Origin of the sequence: Kitasatospora sp. NPDC058063, from assembly GCF_042885395.1 — a bacterium.
GTDB lineage: Bacteria > Actinomycetota > Actinomycetes > Streptomycetales > Streptomycetaceae > Kitasatospora > Kitasatospora lactacystinica.
Genome location: NZ_JBHVSD010000006.1, coordinates 354,200 through 369,776, shown reverse-complemented (window position 1 = coordinate 369,776; position 15,577 = coordinate 354,200). Strand labels below are relative to the sequence as shown.

Annotated in this window: 19 protein-coding genes; 16 read left to right on the top strand and 3 right to left on the bottom strand. The window is 71.9% G+C overall.

Translation table 11 applies throughout. The features are described 5' to 3' along the window. The first annotated feature begins 62 nt into the window (after window positions 1-62). From ACFVUY_RS13420 to ACFVUY_RS13365, 12 genes are all read left to right on the top strand, one after another. Window positions 63-734 carry an RDD family protein gene (locus ACFVUY_RS13420; protein ID WP_387729718.1) on the top strand — a complete coding sequence of 224 codons (672 nt, stop codon included), beginning with the start codon at window positions 63-65 and terminating at the stop codon, window positions 732-734. Between the two features lie 52 nt (window positions 735-786). Next, entirely contained in the window at window positions 787-1,140 is a 354-nt protein-coding gene (locus ACFVUY_RS13415; protein WP_359903038.1) for a histidine triad nucleotide-binding protein, read from the top strand. A gap of 6 nt (window positions 1,141-1,146) precedes the next feature. Next, window positions 1,147-2,070 carry a ribonuclease Z gene (locus ACFVUY_RS13410; protein WP_359903035.1) on the top strand — a complete coding sequence of 308 codons (924 nt, stop codon included), beginning with the start codon at window positions 1,147-1,149 and terminating at the stop codon, window positions 2,068-2,070. A gap of 194 nt (window positions 2,071-2,264) precedes the next feature. Further along, window positions 2,265-3,398, top strand: a complete 1,134-nt coding sequence (locus tag ACFVUY_RS13405; protein ID WP_380348012.1) for a PhoH family protein — start codon at window positions 2,265-2,267, stop codon at window positions 3,396-3,398. 14 nt (window positions 3,399-3,412) lie between these two features. Beyond that, window positions 3,413-3,907, top strand: a complete 495-nt coding sequence (gene ybeY, locus ACFVUY_RS13400) for an rRNA maturation RNase YbeY (protein ID WP_380542304.1) — start codon at window positions 3,413-3,415, stop codon at window positions 3,905-3,907. A 19-nt stretch (window positions 3,908-3,926) separates the two neighbouring features. Continuing rightward, on the top strand, window positions 3,927-5,252 hold the full coding sequence (locus ACFVUY_RS13395) for a hemolysin family protein (RefSeq protein ID WP_387729715.1): 1,326 nt from the start codon (window positions 3,927-3,929) through the stop codon (window positions 5,250-5,252). A 33-nt stretch (window positions 5,253-5,285) separates the two neighbouring features. Then, window positions 5,286-5,522 (top strand): hypothetical protein, encoded by a 237-nt coding sequence (locus ACFVUY_RS13390; protein WP_359903026.1) that lies wholly within the window; start codon window positions 5,286-5,288, stop codon window positions 5,520-5,522. Between the two features lie 26 nt (window positions 5,523-5,548). Continuing rightward, a complete protein-coding gene (locus ACFVUY_RS13385) occupies window positions 5,549-6,097 on the top strand; it encodes a DUF4383 domain-containing protein (protein ID WP_359903023.1) in 549 nt (182 codons plus the stop codon). A gap of 28 nt (window positions 6,098-6,125) precedes the next feature. After that, window positions 6,126-6,479, top strand: coding sequence for a cytidine deaminase (locus ACFVUY_RS13380; protein ID WP_359903020.1), 354 nt, complete (start codon window positions 6,126-6,128; stop codon window positions 6,477-6,479). 148 nt (window positions 6,480-6,627) lie between these two features. Further along, window positions 6,628-6,804 (top strand): hypothetical protein, encoded by a 177-nt coding sequence (locus ACFVUY_RS13375; RefSeq protein ID WP_387693762.1) that lies wholly within the window; start codon window positions 6,628-6,630, stop codon window positions 6,802-6,804. 70 nt (window positions 6,805-6,874) lie between these two features. After that, on the top strand, window positions 6,875-7,804 hold the full coding sequence (gene era, locus ACFVUY_RS13370) for a GTPase Era (protein ID WP_387693763.1): 930 nt from the start codon (window positions 6,875-6,877) through the stop codon (window positions 7,802-7,804). Window positions 7,805-7,927: 123 nt separating this feature from the next. After that, window positions 7,928-8,632, top strand: coding sequence for an alpha/beta fold hydrolase (locus tag ACFVUY_RS13365; RefSeq protein WP_387729712.1), 705 nt, complete (start codon window positions 7,928-7,930; stop codon window positions 8,630-8,632). Window positions 8,633-8,650: 18 nt separating this feature from the next. On the opposite strand, the gene ACFVUY_RS13360 is transcribed toward ACFVUY_RS13365, so the two are convergent. Together ACFVUY_RS13360 and ACFVUY_RS13355 are read right to left on the bottom strand one after the other, a co-directional pair. Continuing rightward, complete coding sequence (locus ACFVUY_RS13360) at window positions 8,651-8,917, bottom strand: protealysin inhibitor emfourin (protein ID WP_359903011.1); 267 nt, start codon at window positions 8,915-8,917, stop codon at window positions 8,651-8,653. Between the two features lie 164 nt (window positions 8,918-9,081). Next, complete coding sequence (locus ACFVUY_RS13355) at window positions 9,082-10,104, bottom strand: M4 family metallopeptidase (protein WP_387693765.1); 1,023 nt, start codon at window positions 10,102-10,104, stop codon at window positions 9,082-9,084. A 341-nt stretch (window positions 10,105-10,445) separates the two neighbouring features. Between ACFVUY_RS13355 and leuA the strand changes: the two genes are divergently transcribed. From leuA to ACFVUY_RS13335, 4 genes are all read left to right on the top strand, one after another. Further along, window positions 10,446-12,242 (top strand): 2-isopropylmalate synthase, encoded by a 1,797-nt coding sequence (gene leuA, locus ACFVUY_RS13350; protein ID WP_387693766.1) that lies wholly within the window; start codon window positions 10,446-10,448, stop codon window positions 12,240-12,242. A gap of 392 nt (window positions 12,243-12,634) precedes the next feature. Beyond that, on the top strand, window positions 12,635-13,147 hold the full coding sequence (locus ACFVUY_RS13345) for a TerB family tellurite resistance protein (protein WP_387729710.1): 513 nt from the start codon (window positions 12,635-12,637) through the stop codon (window positions 13,145-13,147). A 265-nt stretch (window positions 13,148-13,412) separates the two neighbouring features. Beyond that, window positions 13,413-14,159, top strand: a complete 747-nt coding sequence (gene recO / locus ACFVUY_RS13340) for a DNA repair protein RecO (protein ID WP_359903000.1) — start codon at window positions 13,413-13,415, stop codon at window positions 14,157-14,159. A 4-nt stretch (window positions 14,160-14,163) separates the two neighbouring features. Beyond that, complete coding sequence (locus ACFVUY_RS13335; RefSeq protein WP_387693767.1) at window positions 14,164-14,997, top strand: isoprenyl transferase; 834 nt, start codon at window positions 14,164-14,166, stop codon at window positions 14,995-14,997. A gap of 151 nt (window positions 14,998-15,148) precedes the next feature. Here ACFVUY_RS13335 and ACFVUY_RS13330 read toward each other — a convergent pair whose 3' ends face one another. After that, complete coding sequence (locus tag ACFVUY_RS13330; RefSeq protein ID WP_189918013.1) at window positions 15,149-15,559, bottom strand: Fur family transcriptional regulator; 411 nt, start codon at window positions 15,557-15,559, stop codon at window positions 15,149-15,151. Window positions 15,560-15,577 lie beyond the last annotated feature (18 nt).

Sequence of the window (15,577 nt, the reverse complement as noted above, 5' to 3'; positions counted from 1 at the left end):
GGTGCGGGGGCGTGGGTAGGATGCGGGGCTGTTTCTTGATCCACAGCTCACGGGGGAACCACATGGCGCAGGGCTACCCGCCGCCGCAGTACGGCCAGAATCCTTACGCACAGCAGCCGCAGCCCCAGCCGCCGGCGCAGCCCTACCAGCAGCCGCCGGCCCAGCCGTACCCGCCGCAGCCGTACCCGCCGCAGGGACACGCCCCGCAGGCGTACCCGCAGCCGTACCCGGACCCCTACCCGCGGAGCGAGCAGCCGCGGCGGGCGCTGCCGCCCTGCCCCAAGGAGGCGGGCGGCGGCCGGCGGTTCCTGGCGATCGTGCTGGACTGGCTGTTCGCGATCGGCCTCGGCTTCGTCGCCGCCAACGCCGCGAGCCGCCCGAGGACCGGGCACGCGGCCGGCCACGCCGTGCAGAGCGGACCGGTGGTGCCCTACTTCGTGGCGCTGCTGGCCGTCGGCCTGGCCGCGTCCTTCCTCAACCAGGTGGTGCTCGCCCGGCTGACCGGCTTCAGCGTCGGCAAGGGGGTCATGGCGATGCGGGTGGTGCGCCGCAAGGGCGTGATGCGGCCCAACACCTGGCGGCTCACCAGGCGCTGGCTGATCGGTTTCGTCATCCTCGCGGTCTCCTTCCTCACCGAGGACTTCGACACGGACGAGGGCGACATCGTCGGCATGCGCTCGGTGCGCTGGAAGCACCTCCAGGAGTACCAGCAGGCCGTCGCCCCGCTCGGCTAGGCTGCGCCCGTACGGCCCCACCACCCGACGTACCGATCCCGAGGAGGGAACCATGGCCGGCGAGCCGCAGCCCGACTGCCTGTTCTGCAAGATCGTGGCGGGCGAGATCCCGGCGACCGTGGTGCGCAAGACCGAGCGCACCCTCGCCTTCCGCGACATCGCCCCCAAGGCGCCCGTGCACGTGCTGGTGGTCCCGCACGCGCACTACCCGAACGCGGCCGCGCTGGCCGCCGCCGAGCCGGAGATCGCCGGCGAACTGCTCGCCGAGGCGGGCGCGGTGGCCAGGGACGAGGGCATCGAGGACTACCGGCTGATCTTCAACACCGGTGCGGGCGCCGGACAGACCGTCTTCCACGCGCACGTCCACGTGCTCGGCGGGGCGAAGATGACCGAGAGCATGGTCTGACCGCAGGTGTCCCAGCGCGAACTCGTCGTCCTCGGCACCGCCAGCCAGGTGCCCACCCGGCACCGCAACCACAACGGCTACCTGCTGCGCTGGGACGGCGAGGGCCTGCTGTTCGACCCCGGCGAGGGCACCCAGCGCCAGATGCTGCACGCCGGGGTCACGGCCACCCAGATCACCCGGATCGCGGTCACCCACTTCCACGGGGACCACTGCCTGGGTCTCGCCGGGGTGATCCAGCGGATCAACCTCGACCGGGTCCCGCACCCCGTCGACGTCTACTTCCCGGCCTCCGGCGAGGTCTACTTCGAGCGGCTGCGGCACTCCACCGCCTACCACGAGACGGCCGTGCTGCGGCCCCGCCCGATCGACGAGCCCGGGCCGCTGCCCGCGCCCGGCGCCCGCTTCGCGCTGGACGCCGTCCGGCTGGACCACCCGGTGGAGTCCTTCGGCTACCGGCTGTCCGAGCCGGACGGCCGCCGGCTGGTGCCGCAGCGGCTCGCCGCGCTCGGCGTGCGCGGCCCGGCGGTCGGCCGGCTCCAGCACGAGGGCGCGATCGAGGTGGACGGCCGCACCGTCACGCTGGGCGAGGTCAGCGAGCCGCGGCCGGGCCAGAAGTTCGCCTTCGTGATGGACACCCGCCTGTGCGAGGGCGTGCACACCCTCGCCGAGGGCGCCGACCTGCTGGTCGTCGAGGCGACGTTCACCGACGCCGACGCCCGCCTCGCGGAGGAGCACGGCCACCTCACCGCCGGGCAGGCCGCCAAGGTCGCCGCCGAGGCCGGGGTGCGCACCCTGGTGCTGACCCACTTCTCGCAGCGCTACCCGGACCTCGGCCAGCACCTGGCCGACGCCCGCAAGCACTTCGACGGGGAACTGGTGCTGGCCGCCGATCTCGACCGGGTGCCCGTCCCGGCCCGCCGCCCGTCGTGACCGGCCCGGGAACCGCCGAGCCGCGGCCGGCGGGAAAAATACGCTCGCATCGGCCTCCGATCTGCCGCAGCATCGTCGGGTGCGGCCCCGCCGCCCGCCACGGCGATCACGCTCGCGGCGTACCCTGGTGCCCCGGAGACACCGAGCGGCACCCGAGACCACGGATGGGATGAGGCAGGCCCCAGCGCCGACCTATGAGTGACACATCGCAGACCCGTACCAACGGACAGTCGCGCACCGAACCGGCCGACGACGGCCGCGTCAGCGCCCGGATCGTCATCCCCGAGAAGCACCCGATGGTCACCCTGCTCGGCACCGCGGACTCGCTGCTGCGCGTGATCGAGCAGGGCTTCCCCGCCGCCGACATCCACGTCCGCGGCAACGAGGTGACCGCCACCGGAGCCCGGGCCGAGGTCGCCCTCGTGCAGCGGCTCTTCAACGAGATGATGCTGGTGCTGCGCACCGGCCAGCCCCTGACGGAGGACTCCGTGGAGCGCTCCATCGCCATGCTCCGCAGCCAGGAACAGGACCCGGACAGCCCGGCGCCCTCCCAGGTGTTCACCGCGAACATCCTGTCCAACCGGGGCCGCACGATCCGCCCGAAGACCCTCAACCAGCAGCGCTACGTCGACGCGATCGACAAGCACACGATCGTCTTCGGCCTCGGCCCGGCCGGCACCGGCAAGACCTACCTGGCGATGGCCAAGGCCGTCCAGGCCCTCCAGGCCAAGGAGGTCAACCGGATCATCCTGACCCGCCCGGCGGTCGAGGCGGGGGAGCGGCTGGGCTTCCTGCCCGGCACCCTCTACGAGAAGATCGACCCGTACCTGCGCCCGCTGTACGACGCGCTGCACGACATGATGGACCCGGACTCCATCCCACGCCTGATGGCGGCCGGCACCATCGAGGTCGCCCCGCTCGCGTACATGCGCGGCCGCACCCTCAACGACGCCTTCATCATCCTCGACGAGGCCCAGAACACCTCGCCCGAGCAGATGAAGATGTTCCTCACCCGCCTCGGGTTCAACTCCCGGGTGGTGGTCACCGGCGACACCAGCCAGATCGACCTCCCGGGCGGCACCCGCAGCGGACTCAAGGTCGTCCAGGAGATCCTGGCCGACGTGCCCGACATCCACTTCTCCGTCCTCACCAGCACCGACGTGGTCCGCCACAAGCTGGTCGGCCGGATCGTGGACGCCTACGAGCGCTGGGACGCCCGGCAGGAGGCCGAGGACGGCTCCCCGGCTCCCCGCAAGCCCGCCCAGCGGCGCCCCGGCAAGGCCACCGCGCCCCGCGCTCCCCGACAGTCCCATCGCACCGAAAGCTGAGCACACAGCCCGTCATGTCGATCGACATCGCCAACGAGTCCGGTTGGGAAGCCGACGAGGAGTCCATCCTCGACGTCGCCCGCTTCGCCCTGGACAAGATGCGGATCCACCCGCAGTCAGAACTGTCCGTGATCCTGGTGGACAGTGCGGCGATGGAGGAGCTGCACATCCAGTGGATGGACCTGCCCGGGCCCACCGACGTGATGTCCTTCCCGATGGACGAGCTGCGTCCCGGCAAGGAGGGCGACGAGCTGCCGCAGGGCCTGCTCGGCGACATCGTGCTCTGCCCCGAGGTCGCCGAGCAGCAGGGCCAGGCCGCCCCCTCCAAGCACTCGATGGACGAGGAGCTGCAACTGCTCACCGTGCACGGGGTGCTGCACGTCCTCGGCTACGACCACGAGGAGCCGGAGGAAGAGGAGGAGATGTTCGCCCTCCAGAAGCGCATCCTGGACGACTGGCGGGCGGGCCGCGGCCTCGGCGGCATCTCCCCGGCCCCCACCACCCACTGAGCGCGGAGCCCGAACCCCTGTGAGTGGTGAGAGTACGAGCTTCATCCTCGGTGCCGTGCTGCTCGTCGTGCTCGGCTGGCTGGCCGCGTGCGCCGAGGCGGGCATCTCCCGGGTCTCCCGGTTCCGGGCGGAGGAGGCGGTGCGCAGCGGCCGGCGCGGCTCCACGCGGCTGCTGACCGTCGCCTCCGACCCGATCCGCTACCTCAACCTGGCCACCCTGATCCGGGTGGCCAGCGAGATGGCGGCGGCCGTCCTGGTCACTGTGGTGTGCGTGCGCAACGTGGCGCCCACCTGGCAGGCCGTGCTGCTGGCGTTCGGCGTGATGGTGCTGGTGTCCTTCGTCGCGGTGGGGGTCTCGCCGCGCACGATCGGGCGCCAGCACCCGATCACCACCGCGACCGCGGCCTCCTTCGTGCTGCTGCCGCTGGCCGCGGTGCTGGGCCCGATCCCGCGGCTGCTGATCCTGCTCGGCAACGCGCTGACCCCGGGCAAGGGCTACCGGGAGGGTCCGTTCGCCTCGGAGGCGGAGCTGCGGGCCCTGGTGGACCTCGCCGGGAAGGACGACCTGATCGAGGACGAGGAGCGCCGGATGGTGCACTCGGTCTTCGAGCTGGGCGACACCATCGTGCGCGAGGTGATGGTGCCGCGCACCGATTTGGTGATGATCGAGCGGCACAAGACCGTCCGGCAGGCGCTCACCCTGGCGCTGCGCTCCGGTTTCTCGCGCATTCCGGTGGTCGGCGACAACGAGGACGACGTGGTCGGCATCGTCTACCTCAAGGACCTGGTGCGGCGCACCCACATCAACCGGGACGCGGAGTCCGAGGAGGTCGGCGCGGTGATGCGCCCGGCCGTCTTCGTCCCCGACTCCAAGCCGGCCGGCGACCTGCTGCGCGAGATGCAGCAGCGCCGCTCGCACGTGGCGATCGTGATCGACGAGTACGGCGGCACGGCCGGGCTGGTCACCATCGAGGACATCCTGGAGGAGATCGTCGGCGAGATCACCGACGAGTACGACCGGGAGATCGCCCCGGTGGAGGACCTCGGCGACGGCTCGTACCGGATCACCGCCCGGCTGCTGGTGGAGGATCTGGGCGAGCTGTTCGGCATCGAGCTGGAGGACGAGGACGTCGAGACCGTCGGCGGCCTGCTGGCCAAGCACCTGGGCCGGGTGCCGATCCCCGGCTCGTCCTGCGAGATCCCGCTGCCCGAGCCGGTCGGGGGCGGCCTGACCGGCATCCTGCTGACCGCCGAGTCCTCGGCCGGCCGCCGCAACCGGATCGGCTCCATGGTCGCCGCCCCCGTCCGTCGCACCGAGGACGCCGGGGCCCCGGCGGGCGAGTAGCGGGCGGGCGGTCGCCGAGCGACCATGGAGGGCATGACGCACAAACTTCGCGCGGAGTACGGCCCGCAGGGGGCGGCCGGCGGAGTCAAGTCCTGGCACGTGGTGCGGGACGAGGACCTGTCGGTGGCGCTCTGCGGCCGGGACATGCCCGACGACGCCGAGACGCGGCCCGAGGAGGAGTGGGGCACCGGGCTTCGCTGCTGCCAGCAGTGCGGTTCGCTCTACATGCACGAGACCCCGCACATGGAGAAGCTCCATCCCTACAGCTAGACCATGGCCGAGCTCTGGAGGTCGCCATGAAGCTGCAAGACACGCTGAAGCCCGTCGACCGCCGTCTCGCCATGGTGTGGCGGATCGGGGCGGGGGCCGGGGGGATCTTCCTGATCGTGTTCGGGAGTCTGGGGCTGGCCGACCACCCCGGTTTCCTGTCCACCCACGGTGACCAGGTCGCCGGGCTGTCGACCAACGGGGCGCTGAGCATCCTGTCCATCGTGGCGGGCGCGGTCCTGCTGGTGGGGGCGGTGATCGGCGGGAACTTCGCGTCCAACCTCAACATGGCGGTGGGCGTGCTGTTCGTCCTGTCCGGTTTCTACGGCCTGACGGTGCTGGAGCGGCCGGAGGCGAACATCCTCAACTTCCGGATGTCGAACGTGCTGTTCGCGTTCATCTTCGGGATCGTCCTGACGACCTTCGGGATGTACGGCCGGGTGAGCAGCCACCTGCCGCACGACAACCCGTTCTGGCGCGAGCGCATCGGGCGCGAGGAGCCGATGCCGTCCGGGCCGAAGACCTTCGTCAAGGTCCTGCACCCGAACCCGGGGCCGACCCACCCGGTCGGCCACTGAGCGGCGCCGGGTGCCTATGCTCGGCGGCATGAGTGACATCGTCGAGCTCGACCCCGAAGACAAGAAGATCATCACCCTGGCCCGCTCGGCCCGCGCCCGCAACGGCGTCGCCGAGGGGGCCGCGGTGCGTGACGAGACCGGACGCACCTACGTGGCCGGGACGGTCGCGCTGGAGTCGCTGCGGCTGAGCGCCCTCCAGGCGGCGGTGGCGATGGCGGTGGCCAGCGGCGCCAGGTCGCTGGAGGCGGCGGCCGTGGTGAGCGAGGCGGAGCAGCCGGCCGAGGCGGACCTGGCGGCCGTGCGGGACCTGGGCGGGGCCGGGACGCCGGTGCTGCTGGCCGGGCCGGACGGGGCGCTGCGGGTGTCCGCCGAGGCGCGCTGAGGCCCGGCGGGGCCCGGTGGAAGGCCTGGGCGGGGTCGCCGGGGGCCCGTGCCCCGGGCCTTCGGCGGCCGTGTCGAGGGGCATGGTCCCGGCCCACGCCCGGCAGATAATCTCACCGGGGGAGTGGATGCGCTGAGGGGGCTGGGGCATGGGGGCGGTGGCGTTCTTCGCCGGGCTGCTGCTGTTCGTGATGGGGCTGGGCAAGTGGCAGGAGACCAGGTCGGAGCTCTGGCTCTTCGGCTCGCTCGGCTTCCTGCTGGTGCTGGTGGTGGTCTCGCTGATCCCCACCGACGGCAAGGGCGGGAAGGGCGGGAAGAAGGGCTGAACGCGCCCCCGAACACCCCCGGGGGTGGGCCCGGACGGCGGGGCTCCGGTGATCAGGGAGAATGGAGCCCATGAATGCCCCTTCCTCCTCGTACCGCTCCGGGTTCGCGTGCTTCGTCGGCCGGCCCAACGCGGGCAAGTCGACCCTGACCAACGCCCTGGTGGGGACGAAGGTCGCGATCACCTCCGACCGCCCGCAGACCACCCGGCACACCGTGCGCGGCATCGTGCACCGCCCGGACGCCCAGCTCGTCCTGGTCGACACCCCCGGCCTGCACAAGCCGCGCACCCTGCTCGGCGAACGCCTCAACGACCTGGTCCGCAGCACCTGGGCCGAGGTCGACGTGATCGGCTTCTGCCTGCCCGCCGACCAGAAGATCGGCCCCGGCGACAAGTTCATCGCCAAGGAGATCGCCGGGATCAAGAAGACCCCGAAGGTCGCCATCGTCACCAAGACCGACCTGGTCGACTCCAAGCGCCTGGCCGAGCAGCTGATCGCCATCCACCAGCTCGGCATCGAGCTGGGCTTCGAGTGGGCCGAGATCATCCCGGTCTCCGCCGTGGGCGACAAGCAGGTGGAACTGGTCGCCGACCTTCTCACCAAGCTGCTGCCGGAGGGCGACCAGCTCTACCCGGAAGGCGACCTCACCGACGAGCCCGAGCAGATCATGGTCGCCGAGCTGATCCGCGAGGCCGCGCTGGAGGGCGTGCGCGACGAACTGCCGCACTCGCTGGCCGTGGTGGTCGAGGAGATGCTGCCGCGCGAGGGCCGCCCGGCGGACCGCCCGCTGCTGGACATCCACGCCAACGTCTACATCGAGCGGCAGAGCCAGAAGGCGATCGTGATCGGCGCCAAGGGCTCGCGGCTCAAGCACGTCGGCACCACCGCCCGCAAGCACATCGAGGCGCTGCTCGGCACGCCGGTCTACCTGGACCTGCACGTCAAGGTCGCCAAGGACTGGCAGCGCGACCCCAAGCAGCTGCGCAAGCTCGGCTTCTGAGTCCGGGCTCCGGACCGGCGGGTTCGAGCCACCGGGAGGCCCTGGGCCCGTTCGGACGTTGTGCGTCCGGGCGGGCCCTCGCCGTGGTCCGGCCGTACGCGACGTCAGAAGGGGCACAGCGCGATGAAGTTGCACACCCGGGAGTGGGGCCGCGGGGACCGGCTGGCCGTGCTGGTGCACGGCATCATGTCCGACCACCGCACCTGGCGGCTGATCGGTCCGGCGCTGGCCGAGCGGGGCTACCGGGTGCTCGCGGTGGACCTGCGCGGGCACGGGCGCAGCCCGCGCGGCACCGGCGGGAGCCCGCTGGAGCGCTACCCCCTGGAGGCGTACTCCGACGACCTGGTGGAGAACCTGCCGACCGGCGTCGAGCTCGCGATCGGCCACTCGCTGGGCGGCATCGCGCTGGCGGGCGCGGTCGAACGGCTGGAGCCGGCCCGCGCGGTGTACGTCGATCCGGCCTGGCGGTTCGCCCAGACCGGGATGGACCCGCGGGTGATGGCTGAGCTGAGGCACCTCACCCGGGAGCAGATCGTCGCGCTCAGCCCGAGCTGGGAGCCGGACGACGTGGACGCCGAACTCGCCGCCGCGGCCGCCTGGGACGAGGACTCGGCGTGGGCCCTGGCCGACCAGCGTTCGGACCTGCCGGCCGGGCCGGCGGTGCCCTCGCTGGCGGTGCTGGCCGACCGCAGCCTGCTGGTGGACGCGTCCAGCGCCCGGGCGCTGCGCGCCCGGGGCTTCGAGGTGCGCACCGTGCCCGGCGCGGGCCACACCGTCCACCGGGACGACCCGGCCGGCTTCCTGGCCGCGCTCGACGGCTGGCTCTGACCCTCCGGGGCCCTGGTGCTACGCGCCCTCGCGCAGCACCAGGGAGATCAGCTCGCGCTGCGAGTCGGTGAGCTTCGGGTCGGCGCAGTACACCGACCGGCCGTCGACGGTGATCTCGTAGTGGAAGCCGTCCGGCACCCCGTACGAGGGCGCGCGCAGCCCGCCCGCGACGGCCTCGCGGGCGAGCGCGTGCACGTGCGGGGCGTCCGTGCGGTCGGCGGTGTCGATCTCCGCCTGGCGGACGAGCCCCGCGAAACCGCCGGTCCGGGTCACCTGGATACGCATGGTGTCCATGGTGCTACGCAGGGAGGGGTTTTGCCGGGCTTTTCCCGGACCGTGACCTTAAGCCCGCCTCAACCCGGTCTCAACCACCCTTCAGGCGCGCTCCGGTGGCTCCGGACGGGCTCCTGGGGCTCCGGGCGAGCCCCATGGGCCGCGCCCCCGGAGGGTCACCCCGGGCTGACCCCGACCTGCGCCCAGGAGGCCGTGACGGTGTCCACGACCGACCGGTCGTCGGGGTAGCGGGCCTTGGCGGCGGCCACGGTGGCCCGGGCGAAGGCGGTGAAGTCGGCGTCGGCGGGCAGCGTGCGCCCGGTCAGCGCGTCGTACCAGATCCGCCCCGCGCGCTCCCAGGCCGAGCCGCCGAGCGCGGTGGCCAGCAGGTAGAACGCGTGGTTGGGGATGCCGGAGTTGATGTGCACCCCGCCGTTGTCCTGGGAGGTGTTCACGTAGTCCCGCATGTGCGCGGGCTGCGGGTCCTTGCCCAGCTGCGGGTCGTCGTAGGCGGTGCCGGGCGCCTTCATCGAGCGCAGCGCCACGCCCTGCACGCCCGGGGCGAGCAGCCCGGCGCCGATCAGCCAGTCGGCGTCGGCGGCGCTCTGGTGCAGCGAGTACTGCTTGACCAGCGAGCCGAAGACGTCGGAGACCGACTCGTTGAGCGCGCCGGGCTGGTCCTGGTAGTCCAGCCCGGCGGTGAACTGGGTGACGCCGTGGGTGAGTTCGTGGCCGATGACGTCGATGCAGGCGGTGAAGTCGCCGAACACCACGTTGTCGCCGTCGCCGAACACCATCTGGTGGCCGTTCCAGAAGGCGTTGTCGTAGTTGCGGCCGTAGTGGACGCTGGCGTCCAGCCGCAGGTTCCGGTCGTCGATCGAGTGCCGGCCGAAGACGTCGGCGTAGAGCGCGAAGGTGGCGCCGAGGCCGTCGTAGGCGTGGTTGACGGAGCTGTCGGAGGACGCGCCGCGGCCCTCGGTGCGCACGCTGCGCCCGGGCAGCCGCTGGCCGTGTCCGGCGTCGTAGATCACCCGGTTGAGGCCCGGGGCGGCGGCGACGGGCGGGGGCGGGGAGAGTCGGGCCGCGCGGTGCGCCGCGTCGAGGGCCAGGGAGTGGACGGCGGGCTCGTGACCGGCCTCGGCGAGGCGGTCCAGGACGTACGGCGGGACGATCGTGCAGATCGGTACTGCTGCAGTCATGTGGCCCAGGGTGAGGCTTCGATGACCGGTTGTCACCACCTTTGGCATGACCGGTCGACGTCTCAAGGAGTGGAACGGAAGCCCGGATCACTTCGGGGGCGTGCGGCGCTGGGTTACGCTGGGGCCATCATGCGCAACGGGCTGCTTCTTCTTAGCTGCCGCGTCGAGGGCCTGTAGTCCACCGGGCCGGCACCCTCGCCGCGGGGAACGAGCTGTGCGCGCGATCGGCGATCCAATGGTGTATCGCGAGCGGCAGCCGAGGCCGGCCAGTCGGTGTCGACCAGGTGTTGACCCCTCCCGACCCGCCCGCACCACGCATCACAGGAAGCCGAGTCACCTCCATGACCGAGCAGAACTCCGCCGCGTCCGTTCCCGCCGGCCGTCCCTTCGTCGACCGCCCCACCCCGATCACCGCCGCCTCGGTGCGCCAGCGGCCCTCGGGCATGCGTCACGGGCGCTACCTGCCGTTCGGCACCGTCGACCTGGCGGACCGCAGCTGGCCGGAGAAGGTGATCACCAAGGCGCCGCGCTGGCTCTCCACCGATCTGCGCGACGGCAACCAGGCGCTGATCGACCCGATGTCGCCGGCCCGCAAGCGCATGATGTTCGACCTGCTGGTGAAGATGGGCTACAAGGAGATCGAGGTCGGCTTCCCCTCCTCCGGGGCCACCGACCACGCCTTCGTGCGCTCGCTGATCGAGGAGGGGGCGATCCCCGAGGACGTCACCATCTCGGTGCTGACCCAGGCCCGCGAGGAGCTGATCGAGAAGACCGTGGAGTCGCTGGTCGGAGCCCCGCGGGCGACCGTCCACCTGTACAACGCGACCGCGCCGCTGTTCCGCCGGGTGGTGTTCCGCAACGACAGGGCGGCCACCAGGGCGATCGCCACCGAGGGCACCCGGCTGGTGATGGAGTACGCGGAGAAGCTGCTGGGCGACGACACCGTCTTCGGCTACCAGTACTCGCCGGAGATCTTCGTCGACACCGAGCTGGACTTCGCGCTGGAGGTCTGCGAGGCGGTCATGGACGTCTGGCAGCCGGGCGAGGGCCGCGAGATCATCCTGAACCTGCCCGCCACCGTCGAGCGGGCCACCCCGAACGTCCAGGCCGACCAGTTCGAGTGGATGTCGCGCCACCTGTCCCGCCGCGAGTTCGTCTGCCTGTCGGTGCACCCGCACAACGACCGCGGCACCGCCGTCGCCTCCGCCGAGCTGTCCTACATGGCGGGTGCCGACCGCATCGAGGGCTGCCTGTTCGGCCAGGGCGAGCGGACCGGCAACGTCGACCTGGTGACGCTGGGGATGAACCTGTTCTCGCAGGGCATCGACCCGCAGATCGACTTCTCCGACATCGACGAGGTGCGCCGCACCGCCGAGTACTGCAACCAGATGGAGGTGCACCCGCGCCACCCGTACGCCGGCGACCTGGTGTACACCTCCTTCTCCGGCTCGCACCAGGACGCCATCAAGAAGGGCTTCGACGTCCTGGAGGCGGACGCCAGGGCCGCGGGCGTACCGGTGCACGAGCACACCTGGGGCGTGCCGTACCTGCCGATCGACCCGAAGGACGTCGGCCGCACCTACGAGGCGGTCATCCGGGTCAACAGCCAGTCCGGCAAGGGCGGCGTGGCGTACGTGCTGAAGAACGACCACAAGCTGGACCTGCCGCGCCGGATGCAGATCGAGTTCTCCCGGATCATCCAGGCCAAGACCGACGCCGAGGGCGGCGAGGTCAGCCCGGCCGAGATCTGGCGGGTCTTCGAGGACGAGTACCTGCCGACCACCGACAACCCGTGGGGCCGGATCTCGCTGAGCGGTTCGCGCACCCTGACCACCGAGGACGGCCGGGACGCGCTGACCGCCGAGGCCCTGGTGGACGGCGTCCCGACCACCCTGACCGGTGCCGGCAACGGCCCGGTCTCGGCCTTCGCCGACGCGCTGGCCCGGATCGGCGTGGACGTGCGCGTCCTGGACTACGCCGAGCACGCGCTGAGCGAGGGCGGCGACGCCCAGGCCGCCGCGTACGTGGAGTGCGCGGTGGACGGCAAGGTGCTGTGGGGCGTGGGCATCGACGGCAACACCGTGCTGGCCTCGCTGAAGGCCATGATCAGCGCCGTCAACCGCTCGCAGCGCGGCTAATTCGAACGAGTGGTGTGCGAAGGGCCGTCCCGCGGGGCGGCCCTTCGCCGTGCCGGCCTGGGGTTGTGTCCTGCGCCACATTTTTTCGAATCGGAAGCCGTTCGAGGTACTGACACGTGCCGGTAACCGTGGCAACATCGATCCACCGGAAAGCCGGGTCGGTGGGACGGCCTCGGTGTCCGGTCGCGTGACCTGCCCATTGTCGAGCAGGCCGCCTGCCATGTCTGGGGAGTGGCGCCGTGACCAGGTTGTGGGGTGTTCGCCCGCGGTGGCGGACTGACGTTCTCGGTGACTTCTTCTGCCCTGGCTGTGGCGGGGACCGCAACTACCGCCGGCAGCACGGCCGGCGGTGGCTGCGGTTGCTGGGGACCCCGGTGGTCCCCCTCGGTCCGGTGATCGGCAGTGTGCAGTGCACCAGCTGCCACGGCCGGTACGGCGTCGAGAGCCTGGAGCAGCCCACCAGCGTGCGCCTCGGCGCGATGCTGCGGGACGCCCAGTACACCATCGCGCTGGCCCTGCTCGCGGCCGGCGGCACCGCCCACCGGGCGGCCCGCGACGCGGCCTGCGCGGCGGTCCGCGAGGCCGGGTTCGAGGACTGCGGCGAGGCCCAGGTGCTGGCCGCGCTCGCCGCGCTCTCCGGGCTCGGCGGCGAACTCCACGACGCCCGGGGGATGTCCGGCGGACTGGCCGTCGAACTGCACGCGGTGCTCGAACCGCTCACCCCGCACCTGGCCCACCACGGCCGCGAGCGGCTGCTGCTGCAGGGCGCGGCGATCGCCCTGGCGGACGGGCGCTACCTGCCGCAGGAGCGCGACGCGCTCGCCGCGGTCGGGGGCTGCCTGGACCTGCCGAAGTCCCGGGTCGGGGCGCTGCTGGAGGCGGCGACCAGGACCCCGTACAAGTAGCACCGCCGGCCGGCCCGCCCGCAGCGCTGCTCGCCGACCACCTCTCACCGCTCACGATCACTGCTCGCGATCACCGGCCACCACCGCCCGCCGAGCGCCGTCCGGACCTCCGGAACCCGCAGACCATCTCCGAATCCCCCACAACGGGCCTTGGACTCCCCACCCCGGGCCCGCCGTGACCCGCACCGCATGGCCTCCCCCACGGCCGCCGGTGCGGGCAACACGGCTGTCCGGCGCCGGGGGGCGGTGGGGGAGAATGGTCCCCATGAGTCTTTTCCGGGACGACGGCGTCGTGCTGCGGGCGCAGAAGCTCGGCGAGGCCGATCGGATCATCACCCTGCTGACCCGCAAGTACGGCAAGGTGCGGGCGGTGGCGCGCGGGGTGCGGAAGACCAAGTCCAAGTTCGGTGCCCGCCTGGAGCCGTTCTCGCACGTGGACGTGCAGTTCTTCAGCCGGGGGAGTGAGCTGATCGGCCGCGGATTGCCGCTCTGCACCCAGGTGGAGACCATCGCGCCGTACGGCGGCCCGATCGTCGCCGACTACGGCCGCTACACGGCCGGCACCGCGATGCTGGAGACCGCCGAGCGGTTCGCCGAGAACGAGGGCGAGCCGGCCGTCCAGCAGTACCTGCTGCTGGTCGGCGGGCTGCGCACGCTGGCGGCCGGGCTGCACGAGTCGCACCTGGTACTGGACGCCTTCCTGCTGCGCTCGCTCGCGGTGAACGGGTACGGCGCGAGCTTCACCGACTGCGCCAAATGCGGCCTGGAAGGGCCGAACCGTTTCTTCTCCCTCCCCGCGGGCGGGGTGCTCTGCGGGGACTGCCGAGTGCCCGGATGTGCCGTACCCTCCCCTGAGACACTGGTACTGCTCGGGGCGCTGCTGTCAGGGGACTGGCAGACGGCCGACGCCTGCGAGCCGCGGTACTGGCGGGAGGGCAGCGGCCTGGTCGCGGCCTATCTGCAGTGGCACCTGGAGCGGGGCATCCGCTCGATGAGATACGTGGAGAAGTGAGCACATGGCAGCGCGACGGCTCTTCGGCGGCGGCAAGCAGCGGACGTACGTCCCCCCGACCCCGCACCCCAGCGGCGCACAGCCCCCGAAGATCCCCGGCGAGCTGGTCCCCGAGCACGTCGCGATCGTGATGGACGGCAACGGCCGCTGGGCCAAGGAGCGCGGGCTGCCCCGCACCGAGGGCCACAAGGTCGGCGAGACCGTGGTGCTGGACGTCCTCAAGGGCGCCATCGAGCTCGGCGTCAAGAACATCTCGCTGTACGCGTTCTCCACCGAGAACTGGAAGCGCTCGCCCGACGAGGTGAAGTTCCTGATGAACTTCAACCGGGACGTCATCGCCCGCCGCCGCGACGAGATGGACGCGATGGGCGTGCGGATCCGCTGGGCGGGCCGGATGCCCAAGCTGTGGAAGAGCGTCGTCCAGGAGCTCCAGGTCGCCGAGGAGCAGACCAAGGACAACGACGCCGTCACGCTCTACATGTGCGTCAACTACGGCGGCCGGGCCGAGCTCGCCGACGCGGCGCAGGCGATCGCCCAGGACGTCGCGGCCGGGAAGCTCGACCCGAAGAAGGTCAACGAGAAGACCCTGGCCAAGTACATGTACCACCCGGACATGCCGGACGTGGACCTCTTCCTGCGCCCCAGCGGCGAGCAGCGCACCTCCAACTTCCTTCTCTGGCAGTCGGCTTACGCCGAGTTCGTGTTCCAGGACGTGCTCTGGCCGGACTTCGACCGCCGTGACCTGTGGCGCGCCTGCGAGCAGTACGCGATGCGCGACCGGCGCTTCGGCGGGGCGATCCCCAACGAGGTCGGCGCGCCGGTGCCGTCCCAGCGCTGACGGGCGACGGCCCCGAGGGCCGTACCGGACGCGAGGGCCGTGCCGGACGCGACGGACGCACCGGACGCACCGGACGCGACGGCCGTATCGGACCAAAAGGAGAGGACCCGCCGGGATCTGCCCGGCGGGTCCTCTCCTTCGTATCGGCGGCTCAGGCCTTCTTGGCGCACTCCGCACAGGTCCCGAAGATCTCCAGGGTGTGCGCGATGTCGCTGAAGCCGTGCTCGGCGGCGACCGAGTTGGCCCAGCGCTCCACCGCGGGGCCCTCCACCTCGACGGTCGCGCCGCAGTGCCGGCAGACCAGGTGGTGGTGGTGCCCGCTGCTGCACCGGCGGTAGACCGCCTCGCCGTCGGCGGTGCGCAGCACGTCCACCTCACCGGCGTCCGCGAGCGACTGGAGCGTGCGGTAGACCGTGGTCAGACCGACGGAGTCCCCGCGGTGCTTGAGCAGGTCGTGGAGCTCCTGCGCGCTGCGGAAGTCCGCGATCTCGTCCAGGGCTGCCGAGACGGCGGCACGCTGCCGGGTCGAGCGGGCGCGCGGCGACGGGCCTGCGGTGGTCACCGTGGGTCCTCCTGGGGT